General features: G+C 47.4%; 29 protein-coding genes. 7 read left to right on the top strand and 22 right to left on the bottom strand.

The window, feature by feature from the left end; all coding sequences use genetic code 11:
- Nucleotide 1: 1 nt before the first annotated feature.
- Both HPY31_RS27260 and HPY31_RS27255 read right to left on the bottom strand, forming a co-directional pair.
- On the bottom strand, nt 2–967 hold the full coding sequence (locus HPY31_RS27260) for a helix-turn-helix transcriptional regulator (protein ID WP_172143146.1): 966 nt from the start codon (nt 965–967) through the stop codon (nt 2–4).
- Nucleotides 968–1,036: 69 nt separating this feature from the next.
- Nucleotides 1,037–1,687: a polysaccharide deacetylase family protein gene (locus tag HPY31_RS27255; RefSeq protein ID WP_371811813.1), complete on the bottom strand. Its 651-nt coding sequence runs from the start codon at nt 1,685–1,687 to the stop codon at nt 1,037–1,039.
- 293 nt (nt 1,688–1,980) lie between these two features.
- Between HPY31_RS27255 and HPY31_RS29085 the strand changes: the two genes are divergently transcribed.
- The gene (locus HPY31_RS29085; protein ID WP_012684087.1) at nt 1,981–3,984 is read left to right on the top strand and encodes an ABC transporter ATP-binding protein; all 2,004 of its coding nucleotides are present in this window, start codon (nt 1,981–1,983) and stop codon (nt 3,982–3,984) included.
- 54 nt (nt 3,985–4,038) lie between these two features.
- On the opposite strand, the gene HPY31_RS27245 is transcribed toward HPY31_RS29085, so the two are convergent.
- The gene (locus tag HPY31_RS27245) at nt 4,039–6,270 is read right to left on the bottom strand and encodes a heavy metal translocating P-type ATPase (RefSeq protein ID WP_172143144.1); all 2,232 of its coding nucleotides are present in this window, start codon (nt 6,268–6,270) and stop codon (nt 4,039–4,041) included.
- Nucleotides 6,271–6,462: 192 nt separating this feature from the next.
- Complete coding sequence (locus HPY31_RS27240) at nt 6,463–6,759, bottom strand: hypothetical protein (RefSeq protein ID WP_172143143.1); 297 nt, start codon at nt 6,757–6,759, stop codon at nt 6,463–6,465.
- Nucleotides 6,760–6,900: 141 nt separating this feature from the next.
- Here HPY31_RS27240 and HPY31_RS27235 point away from each other — a divergent pair, with 141 nt between their 5' ends.
- Complete coding sequence (locus HPY31_RS27235) at nt 6,901–7,275, top strand: ArsR/SmtB family transcription factor (protein WP_035290894.1); 375 nt, start codon at nt 6,901–6,903, stop codon at nt 7,273–7,275.
- 42 nt (nt 7,276–7,317) lie between these two features.
- Here HPY31_RS27235 and HPY31_RS27230 read toward each other — a convergent pair whose 3' ends face one another.
- From HPY31_RS27230 to HPY31_RS27180, 10 genes are all read right to left on the bottom strand, one after another.
- Nucleotides 7,318–7,758 carry a hypothetical protein gene (locus HPY31_RS27230; protein ID WP_172143142.1) on the bottom strand — a complete coding sequence of 147 codons (441 nt, stop codon included), beginning with the start codon at nt 7,756–7,758 and terminating at the stop codon, nt 7,318–7,320.
- Between the two features lie 26 nt (nt 7,759–7,784).
- Nucleotides 7,785–9,194, bottom strand: a complete 1,410-nt coding sequence (locus HPY31_RS27225; RefSeq protein ID WP_172143141.1) for a sensor histidine kinase — start codon at nt 9,192–9,194, stop codon at nt 7,785–7,787.
- Nucleotides 9,191–9,871 carry a response regulator transcription factor gene (locus tag HPY31_RS27220; RefSeq protein WP_172143140.1) on the bottom strand — a complete coding sequence of 227 codons (681 nt, stop codon included), beginning with the start codon at nt 9,869–9,871 and terminating at the stop codon, nt 9,191–9,193. Before HPY31_RS27220 ends, HPY31_RS27225 begins: the two co-directional genes overlap by 4 nt.
- A gap of 289 nt (nt 9,872–10,160) precedes the next feature.
- Complete coding sequence (locus HPY31_RS27215) at nt 10,161–10,778, bottom strand: alpha/beta hydrolase (protein WP_172143139.1); 618 nt, start codon at nt 10,776–10,778, stop codon at nt 10,161–10,163.
- Nucleotides 10,778–11,725, bottom strand: a complete 948-nt coding sequence (locus tag HPY31_RS27210; protein ID WP_172143138.1) for a ring-cleaving dioxygenase — start codon at nt 11,723–11,725, stop codon at nt 10,778–10,780. Before HPY31_RS27210 ends, HPY31_RS27215 begins: the two co-directional genes overlap by 1 nt.
- 23 nt (nt 11,726–11,748) lie before the next feature.
- Entirely contained in the window at nt 11,749–12,387 is a 639-nt protein-coding gene (locus tag HPY31_RS27205; protein WP_172143137.1) for a nitroreductase family protein, read from the bottom strand.
- 212 nt (nt 12,388–12,599) lie between these two features.
- Nucleotides 12,600–13,103, bottom strand: coding sequence for a DinB family protein (locus tag HPY31_RS27200; RefSeq protein ID WP_172143136.1), 504 nt, complete (start codon nt 13,101–13,103; stop codon nt 12,600–12,602).
- 107 nt (nt 13,104–13,210) lie between these two features.
- A complete protein-coding gene (locus tag HPY31_RS27195; RefSeq protein WP_016742726.1) occupies nt 13,211–13,726 on the bottom strand; it encodes a GNAT family N-acetyltransferase in 516 nt (171 codons plus the stop codon).
- Nucleotides 13,727–13,817: 91 nt separating this feature from the next.
- The gene (locus tag HPY31_RS27190) at nt 13,818–14,924 is read right to left on the bottom strand and encodes a threonine aldolase family protein (protein ID WP_172143135.1); all 1,107 of its coding nucleotides are present in this window, start codon (nt 14,922–14,924) and stop codon (nt 13,818–13,820) included.
- A 286-nt stretch (nt 14,925–15,210) separates the two neighbouring features.
- The gene (locus HPY31_RS27180; RefSeq protein WP_172143134.1) at nt 15,211–15,780 is read right to left on the bottom strand and encodes a bifunctional transcriptional activator/DNA repair enzyme AdaA; all 570 of its coding nucleotides are present in this window, start codon (nt 15,778–15,780) and stop codon (nt 15,211–15,213) included.
- A gap of 170 nt (nt 15,781–15,950) precedes the next feature.
- Here HPY31_RS27180 and HPY31_RS27175 point away from each other — a divergent pair, with 170 nt between their 5' ends.
- From HPY31_RS27175 to HPY31_RS27165, 3 genes are all read left to right on the top strand, one after another.
- Nucleotides 15,951–16,883 carry a DNA-3-methyladenine glycosylase 2 gene (locus HPY31_RS27175; protein ID WP_172143133.1) on the top strand — a complete coding sequence of 311 codons (933 nt, stop codon included), beginning with the start codon at nt 15,951–15,953 and terminating at the stop codon, nt 16,881–16,883.
- A 19-nt stretch (nt 16,884–16,902) separates the two neighbouring features.
- The gene (locus HPY31_RS27170) at nt 16,903–18,021 is read left to right on the top strand and encodes a deoxyribonuclease IV (RefSeq protein WP_012684070.1); all 1,119 of its coding nucleotides are present in this window, start codon (nt 16,903–16,905) and stop codon (nt 18,019–18,021) included.
- Between the two features lie 82 nt (nt 18,022–18,103).
- Nucleotides 18,104–18,403, top strand: a complete 300-nt coding sequence (locus HPY31_RS27165; protein ID WP_172143132.1) for an Ada metal-binding domain-containing protein — start codon at nt 18,104–18,106, stop codon at nt 18,401–18,403.
- Nucleotides 18,404–18,405: 2 nt separating this feature from the next.
- Here HPY31_RS27165 and HPY31_RS27160 read toward each other — a convergent pair whose 3' ends face one another.
- From HPY31_RS27160 to HPY31_RS27145, 4 genes are all read right to left on the bottom strand, one after another.
- Complete coding sequence (locus tag HPY31_RS27160) at nt 18,406–18,648, bottom strand: hypothetical protein (protein WP_137031316.1); 243 nt, start codon at nt 18,646–18,648, stop codon at nt 18,406–18,408.
- A gap of 20 nt (nt 18,649–18,668) precedes the next feature.
- Entirely contained in the window at nt 18,669–19,058 is a 390-nt protein-coding gene (locus tag HPY31_RS27155) for a hypothetical protein (protein ID WP_253901965.1), read from the bottom strand.
- A gap of 10 nt (nt 19,059–19,068) precedes the next feature.
- Nucleotides 19,069–19,848: a cyclase family protein gene (locus tag HPY31_RS27150; RefSeq protein ID WP_016742719.1), complete on the bottom strand. Its 780-nt coding sequence runs from the start codon at nt 19,846–19,848 to the stop codon at nt 19,069–19,071.
- Nucleotides 19,849–19,984: 136 nt separating this feature from the next.
- Nucleotides 19,985–20,788 carry a MerR family transcriptional regulator gene (locus HPY31_RS27145; protein ID WP_172143130.1) on the bottom strand — a complete coding sequence of 268 codons (804 nt, stop codon included), beginning with the start codon at nt 20,786–20,788 and terminating at the stop codon, nt 19,985–19,987.
- Between the two features lie 93 nt (nt 20,789–20,881).
- Here HPY31_RS27145 and HPY31_RS27140 point away from each other — a divergent pair, with 93 nt between their 5' ends.
- Entirely contained in the window at nt 20,882–21,892 is a 1,011-nt protein-coding gene (locus HPY31_RS27140) for an alpha/beta fold hydrolase (RefSeq protein WP_172143129.1), read from the top strand.
- Nucleotides 21,893–21,913: 21 nt separating this feature from the next.
- Here the strand turns inward: HPY31_RS27140 and HPY31_RS27135 are convergent, their stop codons facing one another.
- From HPY31_RS27135 to HPY31_RS27125, 3 genes are all read right to left on the bottom strand, one after another.
- Entirely contained in the window at nt 21,914–23,194 is a 1,281-nt protein-coding gene (locus HPY31_RS27135) for a HEAT repeat domain-containing protein (protein ID WP_172143128.1), read from the bottom strand.
- A gap of 45 nt (nt 23,195–23,239) precedes the next feature.
- Nucleotides 23,240–24,646, bottom strand: coding sequence for an alpha/beta hydrolase family protein (locus HPY31_RS27130; protein ID WP_172143127.1), 1,407 nt, complete (start codon nt 24,644–24,646; stop codon nt 23,240–23,242).
- A 130-nt stretch (nt 24,647–24,776) separates the two neighbouring features.
- Nucleotides 24,777–25,235 (bottom strand): MarR family winged helix-turn-helix transcriptional regulator, encoded by a 459-nt coding sequence (locus tag HPY31_RS27125; protein WP_172143126.1) that lies wholly within the window; start codon nt 25,233–25,235, stop codon nt 24,777–24,779.
- Between the two features lie 132 nt (nt 25,236–25,367).
- Between HPY31_RS27125 and HPY31_RS27120 the strand changes: the two genes are divergently transcribed.
- Nucleotides 25,368–25,919 carry a dihydrofolate reductase family protein gene (locus HPY31_RS27120; RefSeq protein ID WP_172143125.1) on the top strand — a complete coding sequence of 184 codons (552 nt, stop codon included), beginning with the start codon at nt 25,368–25,370 and terminating at the stop codon, nt 25,917–25,919.
- A gap of 82 nt (nt 25,920–26,001) precedes the next feature.
- Here the strand turns inward: HPY31_RS27120 and HPY31_RS27115 are convergent, their stop codons facing one another.
- Complete coding sequence (locus tag HPY31_RS27115) at nt 26,002–26,766, bottom strand: exodeoxyribonuclease III (protein ID WP_172143124.1); 765 nt, start codon at nt 26,764–26,766, stop codon at nt 26,002–26,004.
- Nucleotides 26,767–26,804: the final 38 nt, after the last annotated feature.

Raw genomic sequence — 26,804 nt, 5'->3', positions numbered from 1 at the left:
ATCATGTCGACTGATAAAAAAGAAATAAATCGGCAGCGATGGCAGCCAATCGCTCTTTTACAAAGGCTGGCTCTTCCACTTGAATGGATTTTCCGTATGGCAACAGATAATGAGGAAGGATCGAATGGGCCATTTGCTCATCTACTTGAAAAATCACCTGTGCCTCGCTACGCTCAATCACAGTATGTCCGAGATACCAATGCCTACACAAATCAGCGAGTGACTGTGACCTTCCTTTGATTTTGATCAAAATGGTGCTGCCCTGCTTGTCTGCTTCCGGCAGTAAATTCGAGAGAAAAAAATGGCGCGCAGAAAATTCAGGAGGGCGTTGGAAGCTGCCTTCTGTACGTTGGATCTCATGAACACGATCTGCACGAAAACTGCGAATGGTAGTACGGAGATGGCAATAGGCAACGATATACCAGTTTCCCTTCCAATAAACGAGCCCGTATGGATCGATATCACGCATCTGTCTCGTTGTCTGGTAGGCTTTCTGATACTCGATCGAAAGGGTGTACCCATTGGCAACAGACAGCTCCAGTTCCTGTAGGGTAGATTCGAGAGAAGGATCAACAGGAGGCTGGATCACCTCGAAGCCGATACTATGTCGGTCAATCGCGTCACGCTGCTCTTCATTTGTGTAACGTTTTAGCTTGGAAATGGCTCGGTGTAAATCTGCTCCAAATGGATAACCGGCCTCTTGGGCAAAAGCGGCTGCATGAATCAGGGCTTTTTGTTCGTTGAGGTCAAAAAACAACGGAGCCTCATTAAAATGCTGAAGTAAACTGTAGCCACCATTGTGTCCGGCATCAGAAATGATCGGTACACCGCTCGCACACAGTGAGTCGATATAGCGATAAACGGTTCGAATGTTAATCTCGAGAATCTCTGCCAATTGCTTGGCTGTCATTCGCTTGCCGGTCTTCAACAGCCACAAAATGGAGAGCATATTATCGGCTTTGGACATTTTCTGATTCGCTCCCCTGAAAGAAATCTTCTGATTCTACTAATTACCACAGATTTCAATCCATTTCCTCTATCTGCCCCTTCGCCTTTTCTCGACAGGATCGGTTCTTTCACGATAAGCTGCCAGATGAAACATGGCGGAGACGGTTGAGAAGATATATTTCTGCTCACTTAACACCTCAATAATATAGGGCAAGGCGTCCACGCTCCCCTTTAGCGTGTCTTTCGTACCGCCAGCGGAATGTTGAAGCACGACTGCGCCTGGTGTGACATGTCCCAAGATGTTTCTTGCGACCTGTGGACCGGTGAGACCTTTCCAATCCCAACTATCTATATCCCACAAAATCATTTCGTAGTCGCTCGCCGCAAGCAACTGGATGACCTCCTCATTCACTGCTCCATATGGCGGCCGAACCATCCGAGGTCTCACACCTACTACCTTTTCGATCTGATCTGAGGTACGTTCTACCTGCTCATGAACAGCCAAGAGAGGGATTTTCGTAAAGTCGGGGTGATCCCAGCTATGGTTTCCAACAATGTGTCCTTCCTTTACGATTCGCTCCAGTGTTTTCGGGTTGTACGTCACCATTTGCCCCACACAGAAGAAAGTGGCCTTTACCTGATAGTGAGCGAATATGTCTAACACACGAGGGGTCCACAACTGATCTGGTCCATCATCAAAAGTGAGTGCGATTTCCTTGGGCCCATTGAGCTTGTTCACAAGCGTTACCCTCCCTATAAGCCAGTATTCTGCTGCTTTGATGCATAGTATGACTGGGCTATCAATTGGTAACGCTAAAAATACCGATTCTGCATGAGTATGCAACGCAGAAAAAATTTTTTTAACAACGGTTAATGAATATAGTATAATAGTGATAATGATTTTCATTTTCGCAAAAATTTATACTAGTGCGTATTCAAAAAGTCGACTTTTTGAACTACCTCTATTAGAGAGAGCGTTGGATATACATGGAGGGTTAATCACGACAAAGCATGCTCGAAAGGGATGATTATATGGGAAAAGTTTTAGAAGTAAAAGATTTGCATGTGTCATTCGATACGTATGCAGGTGAAGTCAAGGCAGTACGTGGCGTCTCCTTCGATCTGGAAAAAGGAGAAACGCTGGCGATTGTTGGTGAATCTGGTTCCGGTAAATCTGTCACTTCCCAAGCACTTATGCGCCTCATTCCTTCTCCTCCTGGACGCATTCCAAAAGGACAAGTTCTTTTTGAAGGAAGAGATTTGGTTACGCTTTCTGAAAAAGAAATGCAGGATGTTCGTGGTCGCGATATCTCAATGATCTTCCAAGACCCGATGACTTCCTTGAATCCGACGATGACAATCGGGAACCAAATCATGGAGAGCTTCATCAAGCACCAAAAGCTGAACCGTGCAGACGCCCGCAGCCGTGCTATTGAACTGTTGGAAATGGTAGGGATTCCATTTGCCAAAGAACGTGTCGATCAGTATCCGCATCAGTTTTCTGGTGGGATGCGCCAACGGATTGTCATTGCCATCGCACTGGCCTGCAATCCAAAAATTATCATCGCCGATGAGCCGACAACTGCTCTTGACGTATCGATTCAGGCGCAGATTTTGGAGTTGCTGAAGGAACTGCAAAAGAAGATGGGTACCTCGATCATCTTTATTACGCATGACCTCGGTGTAGTTGCGAACATGGCAGACCGTGTCGCGGTTATGTATGCAGGAAAAATTGTGGAAATTGGTAAAGTCGACGAAATTTTCTACGATCCTAAACATCCGTATACATGGGGTCTATTAGGTTCCATGCCTAGTCTCGATTCCAGCGATGACGAGCTGATGTCCATTCCTGGATCGCCACCTGACATGTTTAAACCACCTGTAGGTGATGCTTTCGCGGCTCGTAATCCATTTGCGTTGAAGGTCGATCTGGAATATGAACCGCCGATGTTCAAAATCTCCGATACGCACTATGCAGCAACATGGCTCTTGCATGAAATGGCACCTGACATCAAACCGCCTGCTTCGGCTGTGAGACGAAAAGTCAATTCTGATGAGGCGACTGAAGCTCCTGTAAGCACGAAAAAAACGTTCAACTACGAGAATCGCGAGAAGCTGGTTGAAGTCAAAGATTTGAAACAGCATTTTGACCTCGGGAATGGTCATACGCTGAAAGCGGTAGATGGTATCACCTTCGACATCTACAAAGGGGAAATTTTCGGCCTTGTGGGTGAATCCGGTTGCGGTAAATCGACCACAGGACGCACTATCCTTCGCCTGTACGATGCAACTGGCGGAGAGGTTTTGTTCAATGGACAAAGTGTACACGGGAAGAAAACACTCGAAGAAAAGAAATGGCTCAACCGCAAAATCCAGATGATTTTCCAAGACCCGTACTCATCGTTGAATCCACGCCTGACTGTATCTGATATTATTGCGGAAGGTCTGGACATTCATCGCCTAGCGAACAAGGAAGCACGCATCGCCAAGGTACACGAGCTGTTGGAAACCGTCGGCCTCAACCGCGAGCACGCAAACCGTTACCCACATGAGTTTAGTGGCGGACAGCGCCAACGGATCGGGATTGCACGGGCATTGGCTGTTGATCCGGAGTTCATCATTGCCGATGAACCGATCTCTGCCCTCGACGTGTCCATTCAGGCGCAGGTCATTAACCTGCTCAAACGCCTGCAAAAAGAAAAAGGCCTGACCTATCTGTTCATCGCCCATGACCTGTCCATGGTTAAATACATCAGTGACCGCATTGGTGTTATGTACCGCGGACGTATCGTGGAGCTGGCAGAAAGTAATCGCCTGTACGAGAATCCGATTCATCCGTACACCAAATCGTTGCTCTCGGCAATTCCGTTGCCAGACCCGGATTATGAGCGCAACCGTAAGCGCATCGTTTTCGATGATCAGGAATATTTGCGAGATCAAGGGGAAGAACGCGTCTTGCGTGAAGTGGAGCGCGGTCACTTTGTCGCTTGCACCCAGAAAGAATTCGAAAGATACGGCGGCGGCGTCTTGGTGTAAACCTATGCAAAAGAAAAGGGAGAGAGCTTCGACAGCTCATCTCCCCTTTTTTATTTAGCCTTTCATACGCAAGAGTCTCATGCTGTTTAAGATGACCAGCAAGGCAGCTCCCGTGTCACTGAGCACTGCCAGCCACAAGGTTAGATAGCCTGGGAATATCAGCACGAGTGCAACCAGCTTCACGATGATCGAAAACCAGATGTTTTGCTTGATAATCGTGAGTGCTTTTCTGCTGATCTTCATCGTGTGCGGCAGCTTTTCGAGATTGTCAGCCATCAGTACGATATCCGCGGTTTCCATTGCCGTATCAGTACCTGCTCCACCCATCGCAATACCCAAGTCAGCTGATGCAAGAGCAGGCGCATCATTGATCCCGTCACCCACCATGGCGACGACCTTGCCTTCTTGCTGTAGTCGCTTGACCGCTTCTACCTTATCTTGTGGCAACAGCTCTGCAAAATAGCGATTGACGCCTGTCTGACTCGCTACTTTTTTCGCCGTACCCGTATTGTCACCGGTCAGCATCACGATGTCTTCGATTCCTGCGGCCTTAAGCTTGCCAATGGCACTAACCGTAATCTCACGAATGGTATCGGCAACGGCAATCATCCCGATCAATTTCGTTGCGGTACCGATAACCACCAGTGTATGTCCCTCACTCTGCAACGACTCGATTTTCGTTTGCCATGCCGACAGATCGACTCCCAGCTCTTGAAACAGGGCGGGCTTTCCTGCATAAAATGTTTCGGTTCCGATGACAGCGCTCGCCCCTTTTCCGACGATCGCCTTGAAATCTTGCCCACTCTGGGAAGCAATCTGCTTTTGTTTCGCATAGGTGAGAATCGCTAGTGCAATCGGATGGGAAGAACGCTCTTCAATCGTTCTGGCGATCGACACTACGTCATCCTCGCTTCCCTCCATCTCGATAACCGCTGCAACCTGTGGTTTTCCTTCCGTCAATGTGCCCGTTTTATCGAAAGCAATTGCGGTAATCGCTCCTGCCTTTTCCAAAAACGTACCGCCCTTGATCAGGACGCCGTTTCTCGCGGCATTTCCAATCGCGGACACAATCGCAACTGGCGTAGAAATGACCAGTGCGCACGGGCAAGCAACGACCAGCAGCTCAAGCCCTCTGTAAAACCATTCTCCCCAGGTACCGAGTCCGAGTAATGGCGGGAATACGATCACGAACAAAGCAAGCACGAGCACGATTGGCGTGTAGATCGCAGCGAATTTGTCGACGAACGCTTGAGTAGGCGCTTTTTTCTCCTGCGCTTCCTCCACGAGATGAATGATTCTGGCAATCGCTGTATCTTCCACCAGCTTTGTTACCTTGATCTCCACTGCGCCACTTTCGTTAACACTCCCTGCAAAAACACTGTCGCCGACCAGCTTATCTACGGGAATCGATTCACCTGTAATCGGGGCCTGATTGACGCTCGATGTCCCATGTACAATGACACCATCCAGCGGGATTTTCTCTCCTGGCTTCACTACGATGATTTGACCGACAGTGATGTCTTCAACCGGTTTGCGAGTAAGAGACTCCCCCACCTTGACCCATGCTTCAGGCGGAGCCAAATCCATCAGATTGCGTATGGAGTCTCGCGTTTTTTCAATCGACTTGGTCTGCAGCAGGTTTCCGATGGAAAAGAGCCAGACTACCGTTGCGCCCTCCAGCCACTCACCGATTAATGCGGCTCCAACAGCCGCAACAGACATCAATACGTTCATATCCAGTGAACCGCTTTTCATCGCGTAAAAAGCACTGCGTGCAGGTCGGTAGCCGCCGCTTATGATCGACAACGCATAGAGAATAGTAACGACCAGCGGAGGTATGCCAGACGATAAGGAACCGAGAAAACCGAGAGCCAACAACACACCAGAAATCACCGTCAGTGTCGTCCCTGCTTGATCCGTTTTCGGAACTGCTTTGGCCGTGCGCCTCGTAAGTAGCATGGCACTATATCCGGCCTTTGCGACTTCCTTGACCACCGCATCTTCTCCTAGCCCATCCGCGACGAGCTGCATTTTACCCGTGGAAAAGTTCACGTTTACCTCTTTTACCGAAGGCAACGTCTGCATATGCTTTTCCAGCGATTTGGCGCACGAACTGCAATCCATACCGATAACGCGATAGACAACAGCCTGTGAAGAAAGAATGCCTGCGCTTTCAGTTGCCGCAGCCGCAGGCTCGAGAACCGTGAGAATTTTACCAGCATGCTTATGCTCACTGCCGCATTGATGCCCACTGCAACACTCATCTTTTTTTCGTTCTTCTGCCATCTGTTTTCACCTTTTTCCAAGCATCTATTTTGCCCAGCTTCGAATGAAATCAATCCACAAACATTCAAACAAATATTTAATTATTATATTATCTTATCCTTCTGGTTCGTTCAAGAATTGATTTGAATATTTCGCCCATTTTTTTACAGACTGGCAATAAAGAAAAAGACCCCTATTTTACTAGGAGTCTTGTTACTTGGAACGGGCTTCTACAGGTGTTGGGGTAGTCTGCCAACGCTCCCCACAGTCCAGACATCTGCACTTGATTACTTTGCGCTTTTCTAAGGCAAGACGAACGGCAAACAGGATAAAGGCCCCTGATAGTCCGAGGAACAAAAAGATGACAGGAGTCCCTTTCACCGAAATACCGATCAAGGCAAGCACTGCCAAAACCGCTGCATAAATGGTTATGTATAATGGCTTATTGATCGATTCCGTCAAATCGATTTTCGCAGAACGGCACTTCGGGCACTTTGGTTGCGCACTCATGGTTTCTCTCCCCATTTCTTGGATCATGTTCATCTTACACGAAAACAGGGAGGGACACTATACTGCCATCAAAATGTCGTTTCTCCTTTTCACTTTCTCTGTGAATGTCTATAATAGTAGGACATTGTAGAGCATGAGGTGATGGTTACAGTGGATGACATCTGTGAAATCCAATGTTTTGATGAGGAAAAAGTAAATCGGTTAAAGCCGTTCGCCACAGAATCAGAAGGGGTAGCAAAAATCTTCAAGGCGTTGGCCGATGACACCCGCGCCAAAATCATTCACATCCTCTCGATGGAAGACGAGCTCTGTGTCTGTGATGTGGCTGCTATCATCGGAAGCTCGATCGCTAACACCTCCCACCATCTGCGGCTTCTTCGCAACATGGGACTGGCCAAGTACCGCAAAGAAGGAAAGCTCGTTTTTTACTCGTTGGATGATGACCATGTACGCCATCTCATATCTGCGGGGATTGAACACGCCAAAGAACAGAAAACCATTGTCCGAGCTACCTGATTGCTCGGGCTTTTTTGTTACTCCAGCATTTTAAACATTTGATTAACCACAACGGGTCTCCTCGCTTTTCCGGGTAAACCGCTTCCTGATCGCCTCTATTCCCACAAATATAAGAAAGTAACAGATCGAAGCGAAGACTAAAACCGTTGCCTGCGGATAAAACAATGCGGCATGCGGATCAACACTCTTTAGCCATTGAAACAGTACAGGTACATAGCCGATGACAGCATATCCCGCGAAACGCACAACGTATTTTTTCCACCCGATCAAGTGTGACCGACTCACTAGCCAGTCCACGAATACCGACAGCCATACGAAGACAATCAGGTTCATTACCATGCTTATGAGTACGCCCAGCAAATACTCTTTTCCAAACCCGTACGGCGCGCTTGGATCACGATAAAGGTAGATGATCAACGCAGCATACAGACCGGTAAAGAGAGGGGATATGACTGCGGCGAGTATACGCATACCGATATCCATGGAAATCACTCCTTTGCTTTGCCTCGTTATGATTCCTTTGTCGTTCGCGCAGTAGGATGTTCACCCATCGTTAGGCTGACCGTGACCGTTGTCCCCTCGCCTATACGGCTCTGAATGTGAATGCTGCCTTTTGCGACCTGCAAAATTTTTTGCACGATAGAAAGACCCAGACCACTTCCCGTCGCTTCCCGATTGCGTGACTTGTCTCCTTTGTAAAAACGGTCAAACACATGCTCCTGCTCTTCTTCTGACATGCCAATCCCCGTATCCCGAATGGTCACGACGATTCGCGTATCCTTCTGTATCATAATAAAAATAGAGCCATCTTTTGGGGTGAATTTGATACTATTGGCAATCAGATTCATCCATACCTGATTGAGCAGCTGCTTGTCACCCACGATGACCGTCTCCGGTAAGGCCAGCTCCATCGCGAGCTTTTTTTGTTGCCACTGATGCTCCAAAACCAAGAGGACTTGTCTGATCTGCTCATCCAGACGAAAACGTGTCGGTTCGTACAGACCTGTCTCCTTGTCCAGAGAAGCGAGCATCAACAGCTGCTTGCTCAATGAAGACAGCCGCCTGCTCTCCTCTTCGATGATAGTCAAGTACGTATCCCGCTGTTCGTTCGACACACCACCACTGCGGATGGCTTGAGAAAAGCCTTGGATCGATGTTAATGGAGACTGGATTTCATGAGAGACATTGGAGACAAACTCTTGGCGCATCTCGTCCAGTTGTTTGAGAGACTCTGTCATTCTGGCAAAATGCATGGCCAAATCGCCGATTTCATCCCGCCGAGAGATGTCCAAGTGGATATCGTACTCGCCTTCCGCCAGTTTTTTGGTCGCATGGCTCAGCTTCTCGATCGGCTTCACCAAATAACGGGTAAATATCAAGATCAGGACCAAGCTCAGCACAAACATCGCTGCCAGCAGCAAAGCAAACATAATGTGCACCTCGCCAAACTGCTGCTCAATATTTGGCCGTACAAACAGGGCGTATTTTTTCCCTTCTGCTGTAAGCGGCAAGCCAATACTGTTTGTCAACGTGTTTTCAAAAAATCCGGTCACAAACAAGCCGTGCTGTTCTTCTGTAATCCCTCTGTAGGTCTCACCCGCCAACACTTTTTGAATAATGGCAGGCTCTATCTGCTGATCGCGAAAAGGTGCTCCGAACTGGCTTGCTGCACCATTCTCATCTACAAGATACAGCTGAAAATTCAAATTGGCGACATGAGTCATAAACGAGGGCAGGTCGAGCGACGATTTATGCTCATACAAATCAATCATTTGCTGTCCGATGCTCATGATTTTTTGTTCATTATAAGCGCGTAGATTTCGTTGATAATACTCATTTGCCAGCAAAAATCCCAGTGTGCCGCTGATCAGTACAATGGCGACGAAGGTCAGAACGACCCGTACGTAAAGAGATTTCACGTGCCTCGTACCTCCAGCTTGTAGCCTAAGCCGCGAACGGTAGAGATGACAAAGTCATTTGTTTTCTCCGTAAACTTTTCTCGCAGCCGCTTAATATGCACATCAATGGTACGACTATCGCTCTCGGTATCGCCGCCCCACACAAGTTCCAACAGTTGATCCCGGGTAAAAATCCGATCAGGAAAACTGGCAAGCTGGGCAAGCAGTTCAAATTCCTTTAACGGTAAATGAATCAACTCATCTTTCACCTTCACGACATGGCTGATCCGATCGATGACGGTATCGTTTAAGACGATGATTTGTTTGCTGACCATCTGATAGCGCCTCAGCAAGGCCTTGATGCGGTATAGCAATTCGGTAGGCTCAAATGGCTTGGTCAAATAATCATCCGTCCCCGCCAAAAAACCTTTTTCCTTATCCCGCACCTCTCCTTTTGCCGTTAGCAGGATGACAGGAAGGTCGTAAAATTCTCTGATCTCCCGGCACAACTCCCAACCGTTTTTGCCTGGCATCATCACATCCACGATGGCGAGCTGGACGGATTCCTGTTCCAGCATTTGTGAAGCCTCTTCTCCATCCGCACAAGCCAAGACGTTGTACCCTTCTTTTGCTAAGTAAAATCGCAATAGCTCACGTACATGTGGGTCGTCATCTGCAATCAGTATCGTCAGTTTCATCAAGCTGGCCCCCTTGCTACTCCGCCCTCTAGTTCTCTTGCTTTATCATTAATTTGAATGATACTCACTTGTCGATCCTCCTGCAAATCGTCACTGGCTTGCGCCTATCTACGCAGATCAATCGTAAAGAAGCAATATGAACAAGAGATGAACGAATATCGCTGGCTCTTGAAGACTCTTACACATTTGATTAAATCTGCGGGAAGCATACTATTTTCCCGGAAAAACAACTGTTTGCGCACACAAAAAAGCGGCAGACACTCAGGTCCGCCGCTCTTGTTACTCATCATTACTTGCGAAACTTCTCAGTAAACCACGCGGCCGAAGCCTCTACTTCCTTCACCGTCAGCTGATGACCATACGAATCCCAATGCACAGTCACGTCAGCACCTGCTTCTGTCAGTAGTTGGTTCAGTTCCTCCGTCTCTTGTGCCGTACAGATCGGATCATTCGTGCCCGCTCCGATGAACACAGGGATGGCTGACATATCAGGCAGAGCGATCCCACGGCGTGGAACCATTGGGTGGAAAAGAATCGCCCCTTTTAGCGGATTCGGGTAATGGAACAGGAGACTCCCTGCGATATTCGCCCCGTTCGAATAGCCGACTGCCACGATATTGTCTCGGTCGATCTGATACGTAACCGCCGCTTGATCCAAAAACTCATGCAGCTCCTGCGTGCGGTAGACCAAATCCTCTTCGTCAAAAACACCCTCTGCCAAGCGTCGGAAAAATCGCGGCATGCCGTTTTCGAGAACATTCCCACGGACGCTCAGAACAGAAGCGCCTGGATAAATGCGATCAGCCAGTGGCAAGAGGTTGTTCTCATCTCCCCCCGTCCCATGAAGCAACAACAAAGTTGGTGCTTCTGGATCGGTTCCTTTTCGAAAAATATGCTTCAAATTCATTATTTATCTTCCTCCAACACTCTGACTGTAATCGGCGTCAAGCCTTGCTCAATCTGGGCACGACGTGGCTCATACCACTCAGGGAGCATCAGTTTTTCACCCAATGCCTCAAATGGCTCATCTCGTTCAAAGCCTGGAGGATCTGTTGCAATCTCAAACAAAATCTCGCCCGGCTCGCGGAAGTAGATGGCGTTGAAATATTGACGGTCGATAATATCCGTCGGATGGAGACCGGATTGAACCGCACGCTGTTGCCATAGCTGGTGATCCTGATCGTCTACGGCACGCCATGCAATATGGTGGATCGTACCTGCACCGCCTGCTCCTCTTGGTATCGGCTCGGCATTCACGTCAATGACATTGCCCAAATCGCCGTGAGCCTTGAAACGGACAAGGCCGTTTTCTTCGCCGACTCTGGTCAGTCCCATCAGTCTCTCGAGAACATCCATGGTGTGGGCTGGAGCCATGCTGTACAGGATCGCTCCGCCGAAGCCTTTGATCGCCTTGTCAGCTGGCACTCCGCCAAAGGACCATTTGCTCGCTGGACCGCCTTCACGTTCCACGATCTCCAGCTGTAAGCCGTCTCTGTCTGTAAATTGCAGATACGTTTCATTAAAACGCTCCACGCGGCTGTACTCGATTCCGAATTTTTTCAGTCGATCCTCCCAGAAGGAAAACGCCCCCACCGGAATCAAGAAAGTCGTATAGCCAACCTGCCCACCGCCAACGCGTCCACGGCGACCAGTTTCCCACGGGAAAAAGGTGATCGCAGTTCCTGGACTACCGACCTCATTCCCGAAGTATAGATGATATACATCTGGTGCATCGAAGTTGATCGTTTTTTTCACCAAGCGCAATCCGAGAAACCCTGCATAAAAATCAACGTTATTTTGGGCGCTTGTTACAAAAGCTGTGATATGGTGAATTCCTGCTGTTTGCTGTGTCATTTTGAATTGCCTCCTCAAATTTATTATTTACTTGCTTGGAATGTGTTGTAGCTTACGAACTCTCCAACTGGCTTGCGGTACCCTCTGACACGCTGGCTGGATGTATCTTCTTTTCCAATCGTGATCATCAAAGCTGGCACAAAGCTGTCCGGAACCTTCGCTATCTTTTGCACCGCTGCCGGGTCGAATCCGATCATCGGGCACGTATCCCAGCCTTTATCCTTTGCAGCGAGCATGAACAACATTGCGGACAAATTGGCATTGCGGATCGCTTCATCACGCTTGAACTGCTCTCCTCCAGCCTCGTGCATTGCTCTGACAGAAGAATTGTTGTGGTCGTACTCACGTTGATCCATGACTCCTAAATGAAGAAGGCCTTCATTAATGCGCTCTACGCTTTGGTACGCTTCCTTATCACCAAATACAAGCACAACTGCCGAAGCGGTCTTTACCTTATATTGTCTATATGCCGCTTCATATACACGCTCTTTGGCTTCTGGATCGATGACAACTACATAATGGGCATGCTGCAAATTGAATGCTGATGGTGCGAATTTGACCAGCGACATGATTTCATCGATCTCAGCAGGTGTTATCGTTACGTCCGTTAGAAACTTGTTTGCGGATCTTCTGTTTTTCACAAGAGTAGTGAATTCGCTCATGGGACTTCCTCCTCGATTTTTTCTATCTCATTCATTTTTTAATATCTCAAATTAAAGATAATAGATTTAAAAATGTTCCTGCTTGGGGAAGTAGGATGACGATGTTACGAAAATTAAATATCTTGAATTTAAGATAATTATAGGACGAGAATTGTCCCTTGTCAACAGTCTAAGGCCAGAAGAATGAAATCTCTTCCAGCCCAAGGCTCTTGTCAGTTGGCGTACCAGTAAAGAGCATACTCGGTCATGACAGACGGATACCCCATTTGGCGCAGCATCGCTGTTATATTTCCACGATGATACGTTCCGTGATTGACCACTTGCATGATGATTTCTGCCAAGCTCGTATCGCGTACTCTCGTGTACGGATTATCAAGGACAATGCGCCGCTCCAAATCTTCTTCTTGGCTGAGAAAAGCTCTGAATTGCTCAACCAGCTCGGCATACAACTGCTCTACTTCCTCCAAGCTTTTTCCCGTAATTTTCTTTTCTTGCCGCCATGTCTCATCCATGGCAGCTTGCATATCCATCCCCTGCAATATGAGAAGCCAGCTTTGATCCACCATATAAATATGCTCCATTACTTTTGCAACGGTCGGGAAAACGCTTTGGACCTCCTGCTCGTAAACACCTTCCGGAAGCTCCTTCAAGCGATTGATTAATGTTTGATTCGCCCACGCGTGGAAATCGTACATGTTTTTGGCATAGTGTGTCATGATAAAGCCCCCTCATTGGTTCGTCGATAGCTCTATCATAGACCCGCTTCCCTGACAAATATGGTCAGTGATGCTTCCTGCTCCAGCCAAAATGAAAAACCCGCTTCTTACACGCTGCCAGAAAGGGGCTTTTCGCTACTATATGTGGATGCTGTCAAATCGAGATGAAAAATCAGCTCCTCGCCAAACTCACCTGCAAATCTCCAGCCCTGATCGACGAGCCCCGCTTTTTTATACAGTTGGATCGCTGGCGTATTCGTATGATGCACCGTCAACACGATTTCATCTCGCTCCGGGTAATGCACTCGTGCAATGTCAGCCAACTCATGGAATACACGCAAGGCGTAGCCCTTCTTTTGATAGCGGGAATCGATCGAAAATGATTTGAAAATAACCGCCTCGCCATTTGGTGTGTAGGGATTGCCTGTGTGTGGTGTGAATAAGGCAAAACAGCCGATTAGATGGCCTTGGTCGAAAACCACATAGGGCTTATAGCCAGGATTGTTTTGAGTTGCTTCGATCACATCGACTGGCATAGATGTGTATATCGCTTGTTCTTGCGGCAAATCGTAAGCCATGATTGAAGGGTAGTCGCTTTTTTCGTACGGTCTGATAATGAACATCTTGGTTCCTTTCTCTTCTTACGGAGAAATTAGCGGCAGCCTGGTATGAATCTGTAAGCACCAGACTGCCACCGCCCCGAAATTGATTCATTTACTCGTTTTTTGATTTCTGCTCCCCTATTTTCTGATGCAGCTTTTCGAACGCCAACGCCAGCTCTTCCTTCGGGATCATCGCATACCGATCGCCAATACTTACCTCATAGGAGCTAGAAGATTCGTCATCTTGTCTGACATAATGCGTGAAACCAATTCCTGTCTCTTCACTAAGTGAGACCATGATACGCTCGAGCTCTTCCTTCGGCAAATCTGCGTGAACATGAAACATGTTGGAAACAGGCACGGTCGGTCTCGTGGATATCCCCTGGCATTGGTTGTACAAGCTTGCCAGCTCTTTTGCATGCTCGTAATATTGACTGAATTTATGTTTTCTCTGTTCAAAATGGTATTCTGCCGTGACAATATACGGGTACAAACTAATCAGGTCCCCGCCATGGCGTCTTTTCCATACCTTCGATTGCTTTGTGAAGTCTTCATCTCCAGCCAGGATCGCCCCGGCAATTCCGCCTATCCCTTTGTAAAAGGAAACGTACACGCTATCGAACAATGCGCATACCTCATCGGCTGTCTTCTGGTAATACGGCAGGATTTCCAAAAGCCGGGCACCATCCAGATGCAGCCGAATTCCTTTTTCCCGACAATAACGGGAGATCGCCTCCAACTCCTCATACGCGGGCAATTGTCCGCCAATCTCACGCTGTGGCAATTCCAGCAACAGGCACGCGATATCGTCGTCCATGCCGATAACATCGTCCAGTTCAATCACGCTGTTTTTATCCGCCAGCAAGACAGCTTCGATTTGATGCAGCTCCTTGAGCCCATCCTCCTCGTGGATCTCCAAGTGGCAGAGCGGATGATAGGCGACCTTTTTGATTCCCTTCTCATCGCACCAGATGCGTAACGCGATTTGTTGCGCCATCGTACCGCTCGGAAAGAACACAGCAGACTCTTTGCCCAAATATTCGGCCATCTTGCGCTGAAAATTCTCGATGAGTTCGCCTGTTCCGTACATATCGCCCTCCACATTCCCATCCACCATGGATAGGACCTGCTGCAATTGATGGAGGTCTCTCTTGCTGTGCCCGGCGATTGGATAAGTGGTCTTTTTAAATACTTCTCGCAAGGTTTTCGTATCGTTCATCTTGGCAGGGCTCCTTTTTCTAATCTTCAATCGCTTGATAGGCAGTGGTCCAGAAATCAAGGAAAGCACCAGGTGGTTGTGGTGAATCCATCAGACGTTGCGTCAGGAGAATGCCAATCATTTCTTCCTGCGGATCTGTGTAGGCTGACGTTCCGAAACCATTGTCATCAGCTCCACGGATGGACGGGACAAAATGCGCTCACGTTCGTAACGCCCCTTACCCAGCATCATCTGGCAAAACTGCTGATGCTTCTTACTTCTAAAGATATCACATTTCACAAGCAGCTTATGTCGTTTGTTGTTTGACGTTTAGTTGGCGATATTCACTCGGGGTCTTACCCGTCATTTTTTTAAACAACGTGATAAAATACGGCGTATTCGACATTCCTACCAATTGCGCAACATCTGCGATCTGGTTGTTCGAATGAGCCAGTAGCTCTCGCGCCCTTTCTATCCGTTTTTTCTGGATGTACTCCACGGGCGTCATATCCATGAGTCGTTTAAACGTTCGCTGCAAATGAAACGGACTGCCATGGCACATATCAGCCAAATGCTCCAACGTCAGCTTTTCGTTATAATGAGAATCAATAAACTGAGTAATTTGTGCTACCCACTCACGATCAGGCAACCTCTCTCCCGTAGGCTTGCAACGTTTACATGGTCGAAATTCTTCCCGCAAGGCTTGGCTTGCATTTTGGAAAACCCGCACATTCTCCCTCTTCGGTGGCTTCGACTTGCATGACGGTCTACAAAAGATCTTCGTCGTTTTTACCGCATAAAAAAATTGATCATCGTAAGACACATCGTTATGAATAATTGCCTGCCATCGCTCATCGGTTACCCGTTCCTCCAACACATGTCATCTCCTTTGCCATAGCTATCATCGAATCGCTTGCTCTTACAGACAGTATACCCCCACGCTACGTGATCCGTACTGCTAGAAAGATTAAAATAGCAAGATAACGAAATGACAGCCCCGCTTATCTTGGTATAAAACTAGGAGGAAGTCAGACAGGAGGTTTTCGCATGACAAGCGGTCTATCACACTCGGCTTGGGTCGATAATAGAGATGAAATCATTTTGTCCGTACCTACGGAATTCAGTTTTTCGCAAAATCTTCACTACTTGTCCAGAGCATCCAACGAATGCATGTTTCACATTCAAAATGGGCGCCTCTACAAAGCCATCCCAATTGGACAGGATTCACAAGTGGTCGAAATTCACGCAAAGAATGATCAAGGATTGACTGTGCGTTTTCTCAGCCCTTCACTCCCCACTGAAAAAGTACGAACAGAAGTAGCACGTTATGTGCGAGACTGGTTCGATCTGGACAGGGATCTCGTTCCGTTTTATGAGCTTGCCGCAGGGGATGCTCTTCTACAGCAGGCCGTTGAAAAGTTTTACGGGCTGCGGACCATGGGTATTCCCGACCTGTTTGAAGCACTTAGTTGGGGAATCATTGGACAACAAATTAACCTGACCTACGCGTACACGCTTAAACGACGGTTGGTAGAGGCATTCGGAAGACGGGTAGAATTCAAAGGAGAGACGTATTGGCTTTTTCCCACAGCAGAAAACATCGCCGGATTATCCGTCACTGATCTAGATGGATTGCGCATGACGACCAAGAAATGCGAGTATTTGATTGACGTCGCACAACTCATCGTTGAAGGGAAACTATCGAAAGAGCTATTATGGGACGGAGGAGATTATCAAACCGCGGAGAAACGCTTGACCAGCATCCGCGGGATTGGACCGTGGACGGCCAATTATGTGCTCATGCGCTGTCTGCGAATGCCCTCTGCTTTTCCTATTGATGATGTCGGCCTGCACAATGCGATCAAATTTTTACTAGGCAAAGAAAAAAAGCCGACAAAAGCAGAAATACGAGAGCTGTCCAAGACTTGGACGAATTGGGAGTCGTACGCTACTTTTTATTTATGGCGTTTTCTTTATTAAACTAAGGAGGTTCTATCCTATGCTAAAAATAGGTTCGCACGTATCATTCTCCGGTAAAGGACTGCTGAATGCCGCCCAAGAAGCAGCCACCTACGGCTCGAGTACCTTTATGATCTACACGGGTGCGCCGCAAAACACCCGCCGCAAGCCAATCGAGGATCAGTACATTACGGAAGGCAAAGAGGTAATGGCGAAGCAGGGCGTGGATGAAATTGTGGTACATGCCCCGTACATTATTAACTTGGGCTCTTACAAGGACGATACCTATGAGCTCGCTGTCCGCTTTCTGCAAGAAGAGATTCGCCGGACCGACTACATTGGTGTCAAAAATATCGTGCTGCACCCTGGTGCTTACACTGACAAAGATGCGGAGTACGGCATCGCCCGAATCGCGGAAGGCTTGAATGAGGTTTTGACAGGCATTAAAGACACTGATGTAAAAATCGCGTTGGAGACTATGGCGGGCAAAGGGACGGAAATCGGTCGCAGCTTTGAGGAAATCGCGGCCATCATCGAGAAAGTAGAAGACAATAGCAGACTGACCGTCTGCATGGATACTTGCCACATTCACGACGCTGGCTATGATATCGTCAACGACTTCGATGGCGTCTTGGAACAGTTTGACCGGACAATCGGCTTGGACCGTCTCGCCGTCGTTCACTTGAATGACAGCAAAAACTTCCGTGGGGCAGGCAAAGACCGCCATGCGCCAATCGGTGCGGGACTCATTGGCTTTGATGCGATGAATTACATCGTGAACCACGAGAAAATCCGCCACCTGCCGCTTGTACTGGAGACACCTTGGATCAGCAAGGAAAAAGGCAACGAGCGTCCGATGTACGAAGCAGAAATCGCCCTCCTACGCGGGGAAGTGGACAAGCGCTTTGGCAACGAATTCATGGATCATGTGGAGCGCCTCGATTTCTTTTTCCGCAAACAAGATGTCACCAGACGCGAGTATGTAGTTGGGATTTGGGAGCTGCTCAAAAACGACGCGAAGGCAAAGAAAGCCGATGGTCGTGAGCCGATGGAGCGTCTGTACGATATGGTGAAGGAAGCGAGACTGTTCCCAGAGCTCACCGAAGAACAGATCAACCACCGCTTGACAGCCTACTTCGCAATTCCGAAATACTCGTAAGGTAAGAACACTACATGTAGGCTGACCGTGGCTTCCTCCTTTTGGAGTGAAAACGACACATGACCAATAGAGGGGGAGCCATATGCCTACACCGAAAAAGCCAGCACCTCAAGATGCTGACTCTGCCAAAGCATACACCCTGCTCGGAGCTGATCGTTCCTTTTATCAAAGTGATACTCCGGGTACATTGGGGGGCTACCGACCACGTAAAATATACGGCCGACTCGATTGCCCCTCTGCCATCAGAGCTATTACGCGAGGCGGTTATGTCCGACATCGCGTATTTTTTGCGGATGAAGCTACTGCTATTGCTGCGGGGTACAGGCCTTGCGCTATTTGTTTACGAGAGAAATATATGTTGTGGAAAGCGATGCAAGCGTAGATTTATAGAGTCTTGCCATTTCGTTCATTTCCTCGCTTGAAATTTCCTGTAATTTTCGCGAGGTGTAATTGTACAGTTTTGTCATCTTCCGCTGCCTTTATTTTATCCAGAAATCTTTCCGCTTCCTTCCCCTTTAACGTTTTTACCAGCTTCCCTTGATAGTCGATGAATACCGTCTGATCTTTTGCTACTCGATAGTGAAAGGGATTTTCGTCTAAACGATTTCTTTTATCAATCCGGCTCATTTGCCAGCCTCCTGGTCTCTCTATAGAACACCTGCGGGGATTCGAAAGAGTACATAGTTGCCCGTCCACATTTGTGAGGTAATGATCAGCTTCTCGCTCCCCCGTTCAAAAAAGTATCCGGCCCCATCTTGTTGGATAAACGTCCAGCCTTTTTCTGTCACCGCTCGTTTCATCGCTTCTGCCGCTGTAGCTTGATTCGCTTGCGGCCCATACCCATACCAATCGACGTTTTCCTCCGTTGTCAATTTGACGATGGTTCCGGCGTTTTCGCCCAACAGCTCCGTCACTTCTCTTTTGGACTTGGAGTCGAATGGTAATGCAGGATGCCAGAGCAGAGAAACATATGCGATCATGATGAAAGAAAAGCCCAAGAAAAATAGGAGGAACAGAACTTTCGCTCGCTTGTTCATGCCCATGCAACTACTCCTCTTCTTCAAAAATAGCAACAGGACGCGCCCATCCCGCACTTGCTCCCTTCACTTTTACAGGGAACACAGAAACGGTAAACCCGTAGGGCCTCGGCAATTGCTCCAAGTTCGCCAGCTTTTCAATTTGGCAATACTCCTTCTCTTTTCCCACATAGTGAGCCGCCCATAAAACGCCATCGCGCGGATTTTGTTTATAATCAGCGGCTTGAACGGAAAACGGGATATCCCATCCCCACCCATCGGTTCCCATGACCTTGATTCCTTGATCGATCAACCAATGTGTCGCTTCGGCGGATACCCCCGCATGTGATTGAAAATAGTGCGCTTCATAGTATCGTTTATCTGCGTCCGTCCTGATCAGGACAATATCGAATGGTTTCAGTTCGTATTCGATTTGGGCAAGCTTCTGTTTTACATCCTTCACCGTAATTTCATAGCCAGACGGCTTTTCACTAAAATCAAGCAGGACACCATCTCCGTAGAACCACTCCAACGGCAACTGATCAATCGTTTTCGCTGGCTCTCCCTCTGAAGTAGGCCAGTAATGCCAAGGAGCATCGACATGTGTCCCTGTATGTGTCGTGAGTGTCACTGTTTCACTCGCCCAAGCCTTCTGTTCGGGAAAATCGGTTGGTTGCAATCCGAAATACTGGGCGGCTTGGACAGCCCCTTCTTCATGACTATTGTATTGAATCTCAGGTGGGAACGGTTCTTTTGCCAGACGATCAAGAGGCACACTCAGATCAATGAACCGACGTGCTTTTCTATTCATAGCAGGATTCCCTTCTTTCTCCCTTTGAGTTTTCTGTATTTTCAATCAACCCTACTGTACTACCTGCCTTCCACCATCGTCAAATGAACATAGCAAAAGGCCAGTACCTCATCGTCTATACAGGTACTGGCCTTCTTCATGGGGATTCTATGGGAATTTGTACTTCTACATACGTATCGCCCCCATGTGGGGATTGCAGATAGTTTTCTCTGCCTGGCTGATCTTTTTTGATCCGGTATTGATTGCGCTCTATCCATTTTGCCAAGTCAATACAGGCTGTAGAAGGAACGAATGGCTCTACGCGTTGAACCAGGGTGGCCATCATCCGCTCCTCTGGCAGCATACGTAATTCCAGCATGTCAGATGGCAACGCAATGTCCTGTTTGAGTACATAGCCGATCTCCAATTCGAATGCCGTCTCGTCTCTCTCCGACTCCTTCCATAAAACGATGGAGGAAAGCATCCCTCTCCGCTGCTTGCCTGCATAATGAGCCAGCCGATCAAAAAGCATCGGAATCTCTTCCACCGTCCCTTCTGAACGGAACGAAACAACTTTTTGGGCTTCGACTTGTTTAAAGACAACCTCTTGTTCTATGTACCCCTCTTGCTCGATCGACAGCAGACGCTCCTTGATTCGATTCAATCGTGCTTGCTCCTCCTCAAGAAGCCGTTCCATCTCCCTCTCTTTTTGCCTGAATATGCCCTGTAGTTGGTCTATGGACATCTCTTCATGCAATAATTGCTGAATTTGTTGCAGCGTAAATCCCAAGTCCTTGTACATGAGGATTCGATTGAGCGTAACCAATTGCTCTGCTGCATAAAACCGATAGCCAGTCTCTTTATCGATATCCGCTGGCTTTAAAATGCCAATTTGGTCATAAAAACGAAGCGTCTTTAGAGACACTCTGCTCAATCGGGAGAATTCACTGATCTTAAACATGGAAAAACCCCACTCTATCGTCCCCTTGACTTTCCCCTGTACGGGAACGTTTATAGTTGAAAAAAATCATGCTTAGAAAAGGAGCAATGCGAAATGGATTACAACATTTTTCACTTGGGAGATGTTCGCTTGCAGTCAGGAGTGACACTACCCCATGCATTTATTGCTTACAAAACGTATGGCACGCTCAACGCAGCCAAGGATAACGTCATTATATTTCCTACATCGTTTGGAGACCAGCATTACCAAAACGAATGGCTTATCGGGGAAGATAAGGCTTTGAACCCGAATCAATATTTTATCATCATTCCCAACATGCTCGGCAACGGGCTATCGTCCTCCCCGAGTAACACGGCAAGCCCGTATGATCAGTCTCATTTTCCACACGTTACGATCTACGATAATGTCGCACTTCAGCATCGACTCATTACGGAGAGGTTTGGCATCAAAAAAATTGCGTTGGCAACTGGCTGGTCGATGGGGGCCATCCAGGCTTTTCATTGGGCGGCGAGCTACCCAGATATGATCGAAAGATTGGCTCCTTTTGCCGGAACCGCAAAAACATGGCCGCATAACATCGTCTTGATCAAAGGCATCCGAGCAGCATTGCAGGCCGATGTAGCTTGGAATAACGGACAGTATACAGCACCTCCCGAGGTGGGCTTACGTACCTTGGGTCGTGTTTATGCGAGTTGGGGGTTTTCACAGCCATTTTACCGCGAGGAATGCTATAAAGCTTTGGGCTATGAGACACTTTCCGAATTTATCTCGGGTTTTTGGGAGGAGAGCTTTGTTCCTTCGGATGCAAATGACTTACTGGCGATGATGTGGACGTGGCAGCATGCCGACATTAGCCAAAATGATAGGTACAAGGGAGACTTTGAGACAGCGTTACGAAGCATCCAGGCACAAACGGTTGTGATGCCCGTACGGACTGATTTGTATTTCACGCCAGAAGACAGTGAATATGAGACGAAGCACATCCCTAACGCTACCTTTAAGCCGATTGAATCAATCTGGGGACACTTGGCTGGGTTTGGGCTTAACCCTGCCGATACCGCTTTTATTGATAACACGTTAAAAGAACTGTTGCGAACGAACTGAAAATACGAAGTAGAGGGACACCTATAATGGTGCCCCTTCCTTATCACTTGCTTCACGGGATGCGCTTCGTTTGTTGGTTTGGAGCGCGCGGATAAAAACTTCGATGTGATCTTCCGGATTCAGCATAGCGAGTGCCTTCACGGCTGCTCTTTGTATTCGTTCATTTTCATGGTGCAAAAACGGGAGAATCCATTGATCATCTGCTTTCACACCCGTTTCTCCTACTCCCACAATCGCTATAGGTATCACCTGTTCCTCGGCATCTATCAATTTTCCCCGATAGAAGGCAACGAGATCGATCTTCTTGTCCCTCAAATAAAATCGGGCCATTTCACGGATGGATTTATGTCCATCAAGCAGAGCAGCAAGCAACGCATCCGTCGCTTCTTCAGGTAAGCGATCCACATAAGCTTGTAGGGCTAGTTGGCGAATAGAAGGAAAAACGTCATGCCTGATTCGATCCAGCCATTTTCGCAGACGCTCATTGTCGTCCTGTTTGCACAGATACCTAACCGTCTGGAGCCTGATCATGGCATCCTTCTGAATCAAAGCATCTGCAATGACCTCATCTGGATCGATATCATGTAGGTTGAGTGCCAAATCAAAGCAAAATCGCCGAACAACCGGGTCTTTTGAGTGAAAACCACTGCGTAACACATCCCCGTTATCTGGATGACGAAACATTGCGTCGATCTCCTCTAGGAAATCGGAGAACTTTTCACGGTTATAGTATGCGGACAAATGCTTCAACAAGAAAATCGATTCGAGAAAGTGTTTCACATAATTGGGACGGAATCTCACCTTGCACGCCTTAAACGCCAGATAACGAATTTTGGGCTGCCAGTCATTCAAGCGGATCAATAAAAACGGAAGCTCCGCACCCGTAACCTGTTTTAACAACACTTCAATTGCTGCCTCCCTTACATATCCGTTACGATGGAAGCTGCAAATTCCGATGAAGCTAAGGTCGGCCTCATCGTTTATCGAAAAGTTCCGGATATCCTCCGGCAACACCTCATGCCACGCTGCCAACTGGTTTCTATTTGAATAAGGAGTCAATCTCCGTATGTATTGATCCAAGCTAATTAAATCTTGTTTACGCAGGCGTGAGGTTATTTGATGGACAGCCGCAAGTGCTGCTTTTCGTACTTCTTCTCCTTTCTCCAAGGCAAATGGTAATAGAAAGGTCAGAGTGATCATGCTGCCCATCTTGCCTAAGGAGTGGAGAATTTCTTCTCTTCCTTCATCTGCTCTATATAATTTCTCAAAAAGGCCTTGTTCCTCCGTCGTCATTTTTTTCATCTCGATCCTCCTACCCTATGAGTCAGTCAGCATCCCAATTCTGCATCACTTCATCCTTATCGTAACATCTGGATAGCGCTCCACAACATCTAAATAGGAAGTATTTGGATCACCCTTAAGATTCCGGTCCATGAAGGCTAGCGATACTTCGTTAATAATGGTGTGATTGCGCCGCACTTCAGGACTAAGTGCTTCCATCAATGGTGAATACAGAGGAAAATCTGTAAAGCTGAGATGCCCCGCCTGCCAGATATCCAGCTCCAAACCTGATTGAGCTAATACTCGCTCTCGCCGCCCTTCTTCGGCTAGTTTCATCTCCGGCGAATCCTCCAGTTCCGGTAATTTGAAGCCTCCGTTCATAATCATCAACGGTTTCGTTAACGGTTTGTCACGGTCCTCACCGTACAAGTAGCCATCCATATTAATACCTGCTTTAAATGCAGGATTTCTGTATAGAACATCCACCGCAGTTGCACCCCCAAAGGAGTGACCGATGATGCCCACATTAGAAAAGTCAGCTCGATGGGCAAATGGACTCTCCGTTACCCTTTCACTCATATCCATAAGCTGCTGAAGGGCAAATTCGATATCTTGCGTCTGCTCCTTGATAACTGGAATAGAAGCATGGTTCTGTACGTTATATTCCATAGGGAGATGAGAGCTCGTGTCTATGAAAGGAGCATAGCTGCCATCTGGATAAACAGAAATCATCGCTGTCCCAGGATGCTCGACCGCCGCTACAATATAACCATGGCTGGCTAATTCAATCGCTTGAAACGTATTCGTGAAGCGACTACCTAGCATATTCCCGTGCGATAAGAAAATGATTGGTGCTTCTTTTAAATCTGAGGCGAAGGAAGTTCCCGTGTAAGTATGCGTCTCCACCTGTTCGAGGTAGCTCAATGCTTTCCCAGAAAATCCGTACTGTTCCTCGATAGCTTTGGCAAACGTCGGCAGATTGGAAATGTATTTACCCGGAGTAGCAGAAGATGACGAATCAGCTGGATACCAGATCTGCACATTGATCTTTCTGGATGTCCCGTCACTCCCTATGCGAGAGCTGTCCGACCATGTGTAAGTAACCGTTCCTACTCGATAAGCGCCAGTTGGTCTCTCAAAGGAAAAGACAGGTAGCATAAATGGTAGGCAAAATGCGAGTACGCTGAGTAGAAAAGCCGGCACGCTGAGTAAAATAGACTTCTTCCATTCCCTATCCCTTATTGTGTTCCGGTAAGCCCTGGCTCCGTACATGCATAGGGCGATTAGAGCAACTAAATAAGCTGGACCCATTTGCCAACGCGCCTTTTCAAAAATTAGGTGAAACAGCCCTGTACCGACCAGCAAAATAGGCATTCCCCATAGAAATAGCCGCCCTGGAGCTTTCCTAGCCCAAATGAAATACCACAATAAGCCTATAGCTATAATGACAAACACAACTTCAAAAATCCGCATATTGAATCTGCCTCCTTCGTACAAACGATTAATTTGGATTAATATTTAATTTAACTTAAATATAGGACGCAGGTTAGCCAGGACATTCGCCCGTCTCCTGGTGCCCTAGCCGCTCACCCTTGTTTCGTCATTATTCAACTGTCTTCGGCGTTTGCTCTTCCTCAATAATTCTCCGGAACCTCAACATTATTTCCTTTAGCGCTACCAAATCTTCATAAGGAAGCTTGGAATAGAAGCGCTCTATGATCGACAATTCAATCTTGCGGCTTGTTTCGATATAGTTCACTCCGGCAGTATCCAGCTCCACAAAAATTTCCCGGCGATTCCCGGGGTTAATCGAACGTTTGACTAACTGGCGCTTCTCCATCTTGTTCAGCATTTGGCTGACTGCACTTGCCGTGATGTCCATTTGCTTTGCCAATTCACCAGTGAGCAGGCGACCTCGATCATGCAGCAAGTTAATCACGATGATCTGGCTATTTGTAATCGTCTCATCCAGCACATCCGCGTATTCTTGCGTCAGCATCACCTGACAAGCATACTCGATTTCGTTTAGCTCCCGGACAAAAGCAACGAGCTCCTCATTCATTTAACCACCACCAATAATTAAGTTAACTTAACTATTAAAATAAACGATAATCTACGACTATGTCAATTCTCTTGTGTTCAAATCCCAGCCTGTTTCACATAAAATGGAAGTATAAAAAGGAGGTATCTCTGAATGGCTACCTTAACGTATCATGTTGCCGTTTCGCTAGACAATTTCATTGCCGATCAAGCCATGATGGACGGAAATATCGACAGCACACTCTTTTTATTTGAGGGAGAACATGTACCCGACTTTTTATCTGAAATTCAGGAATATGATGCTGTGCTGATGGGCGCCAAAACCTACGAGTTTGGGTTCAAATTTGGTGCCAAGCCGGGCGAACCAGGCTATAAGGGAATCAAGCATTATATTTTCTCAAACTCCATGCAGTTTGAATCCAATGCAGAAGTCGAACTAGTCAAAGGCGATGCCATCGAATTTATCAAGAATCTCAAACAGCAAGAAAACGGCAAACTATGGCTATGTGGGGGCGGTGAATTGGCAGGAGCGTTACTGGCACATCAACTAATTGATCAATTAGTGCTGAAAGTGAATCCGGTGATGGTCGGTGATGGTGTCCCGCTATTTGGAAGTGCGAAGCCACGTCTTAAACTCGAGTTAGTGGACATGAAACAGTACGCGAACGGGGTTACGAAGCCTACTTACAACATTGTTTATATATAATCTTGCTTACTTAAAAAAACGGGACCGCATTATTCGGCCCCGTTTCTTTTGTGAAATTACAGAACTTCCACTGCGAGTTTTGCTATTTCAGGATGGTCCCCAGCTCCAACACGACCGGACAATGATCGCTTCCCATCACCTGTGAGTCAATTCCCGCCCCGAGCAACGACGGAGCCAATCTCTCAGACGCGAGAAAATAATCAATACGCCACCCGATATTACGCTCTCTCACTTTCGGCATGAAAGACCACCACGTATAGGCATCTGTCTGATCCGGATAAAAATATCGATAGGTATCCACAAACCCGGCTGCCAGCAAGCTCGTCATCTTCTCACGCTCTTCAAGAGTAAACCCGGAATTACCGCGATTGGACTTCGCATTTTTCAAATCAATCTCTTGATGGGCAACATTCAGATCCCCGCAAACCACCACGGGCTTCTTCCCATCCAGCTGCAATAAGTAGTTCCGAAACCGATCCTCCCATTCCAGCCGATAATCCAATCTCGACAAATCACGCTTCGCATTCGGGGTGTATACGGTGACCAAGTAGAAATCCTGGAACTCCAACGTAATGACTCGTCCCTCAGGCTCATGATCTTCTTCCAAGCCGTAACGGACAGATAATGGCTCCATTTTTGTAAAAACAGCCGTTCCGGAATAACCCTTTTTCTCTGCGTAGTTCCAATATTGATGATACGCCTCGCCGATCTCCATCTCGATTTGACCTTCTTGCAGCTTCGTTTCCTGCAAGCAAAATATATCGGCATTCGCTTCCTTGAAGTACTCGTAAAAACCCTTGTTCACGCATGCACGAAGTCCATTTACATTCCAAGAAATCAATTTCATCGTCGCTAATCTCCTCGTCGCTATTCGTTAGATTCCAT

Source organism: Brevibacillus sp. HB1.3 (assembly GCF_013186635.1).
Taxonomy (GTDB): Bacteria; Bacillota; Bacilli; order Brevibacillales; family Brevibacillaceae; genus Brevibacillus; species Brevibacillus brevis_D.
The sequence above is the reverse complement of the archived record's forward strand: the minus strand, read 5'-3'. Positions and strand labels throughout refer to the sequence as shown.

What these genes read in the sequence shown, in the direction of transcription:
- HPY31_RS27260 (WP_172143146.1), bottom strand. Translation starts at nt 967, where the DNA reads ATGTCCAAAGCCGATAATATGCTCTCCATTTTGTGGCTGTTGAAGACC.
- HPY31_RS29085 (WP_012684087.1), top strand. Translation starts at nt 1,981, where the DNA reads ATGGGAAAAGTTTTAGAAGTAAAAGATTTGCATGTGTCATTCGATACG.
- HPY31_RS27245 (WP_172143144.1), bottom strand. Translation starts at nt 6,270, where the DNA reads ATGGCAGAAGAACGAAAAAAAGATGAGTGTTGCAGTGGGCATCAATGC.
- HPY31_RS27240 (WP_172143143.1), bottom strand. Translation starts at nt 6,759, where the DNA reads ATGAGTGCGCAACCAAAGTGCCCGAAGTGCCGTTCTGCGAAAATCGAT.
- HPY31_RS27235 (WP_035290894.1), top strand. Translation starts at nt 6,901, where the DNA reads ATGGTTACAGTGGATGACATCTGTGAAATCCAATGTTTTGATGAGGAA.
- HPY31_RS27230 (WP_172143142.1), bottom strand. Translation starts at nt 7,758, where the DNA reads ATGGATATCGGTATGCGTATACTCGCCGCAGTCATATCCCCTCTCTTT.
- HPY31_RS27220 (WP_172143140.1), bottom strand. Translation starts at nt 9,871, where the DNA reads ATGAAACTGACGATACTGATTGCAGATGACGACCCACATGTACGTGAG.
- HPY31_RS27215 (WP_172143139.1), bottom strand. Translation starts at nt 10,778, where the DNA reads ATGAATTTGAAGCATATTTTTCGAAAAGGAACCGATCCAGAAGCACCA.
- HPY31_RS27210 (WP_172143138.1), bottom strand. Translation starts at nt 11,725, where the DNA reads ATGACACAGCAAACAGCAGGAATTCACCATATCACAGCTTTTGTAACA.
- HPY31_RS27205 (WP_172143137.1), bottom strand. Translation starts at nt 12,387, where the DNA reads ATGAGCGAATTCACTACTCTTGTGAAAAACAGAAGATCCGCAAACAAG.
- HPY31_RS27200 (WP_172143136.1), bottom strand. Translation starts at nt 13,103, where the DNA reads ATGACACACTATGCCAAAAACATGTACGATTTCCACGCGTGGGCGAAT.
- HPY31_RS27195 (WP_016742726.1), bottom strand. Translation starts at nt 13,726, where the DNA reads ATGTTCATTATCAGACCGTACGAAAAAAGCGACTACCCTTCAATCATG.
- HPY31_RS27190 (WP_172143135.1), bottom strand. Translation starts at nt 14,924, where the DNA reads ATGAACGATACGAAAACCTTGCGAGAAGTATTTAAAAAGACCACTTAT.
- HPY31_RS27175 (WP_172143133.1), top strand. Translation starts at nt 15,951, where the DNA reads ATGACAAGCGGTCTATCACACTCGGCTTGGGTCGATAATAGAGATGAA.
- HPY31_RS27170 (WP_012684070.1), top strand. Translation starts at nt 16,903, where the DNA reads ATGCTAAAAATAGGTTCGCACGTATCATTCTCCGGTAAAGGACTGCTG.
- HPY31_RS27165 (WP_172143132.1), top strand. Translation starts at nt 18,104, where the DNA reads ATGCCTACACCGAAAAAGCCAGCACCTCAAGATGCTGACTCTGCCAAA.
- HPY31_RS27160 (WP_137031316.1), bottom strand. Translation starts at nt 18,648, where the DNA reads ATGAGCCGGATTGATAAAAGAAATCGTTTAGACGAAAATCCCTTTCAC.
- HPY31_RS27155 (WP_253901965.1), bottom strand. Translation starts at nt 19,058, where the DNA reads ATGAACAAGCGAGCGAAAGTTCTGTTCCTCCTATTTTTCTTGGGCTTT.
- HPY31_RS27150 (WP_016742719.1), bottom strand. Translation starts at nt 19,848, where the DNA reads ATGAATAGAAAAGCACGTCGGTTCATTGATCTGAGTGTGCCTCTTGAT.
- HPY31_RS27145 (WP_172143130.1), bottom strand. Translation starts at nt 20,788, where the DNA reads ATGTTTAAGATCAGTGAATTCTCCCGATTGAGCAGAGTGTCTCTAAAG.
- HPY31_RS27140 (WP_172143129.1), top strand. Translation starts at nt 20,882, where the DNA reads ATGGATTACAACATTTTTCACTTGGGAGATGTTCGCTTGCAGTCAGGA.
- HPY31_RS27135 (WP_172143128.1), bottom strand. Translation starts at nt 23,194, where the DNA reads ATGAAAAAAATGACGACGGAGGAACAAGGCCTTTTTGAGAAATTATAT.
- HPY31_RS27130 (WP_172143127.1), bottom strand. Translation starts at nt 24,646, where the DNA reads ATGCGGATTTTTGAAGTTGTGTTTGTCATTATAGCTATAGGCTTATTG.
- HPY31_RS27125 (WP_172143126.1), bottom strand. Translation starts at nt 25,235, where the DNA reads ATGAATGAGGAGCTCGTTGCTTTTGTCCGGGAGCTAAACGAAATCGAG.
- HPY31_RS27120 (WP_172143125.1), top strand. Translation starts at nt 25,368, where the DNA reads ATGGCTACCTTAACGTATCATGTTGCCGTTTCGCTAGACAATTTCATT.
- HPY31_RS27115 (WP_172143124.1), bottom strand. Translation starts at nt 26,766, where the DNA reads ATGAAATTGATTTCTTGGAATGTAAATGGACTTCGTGCATGCGTGAAC.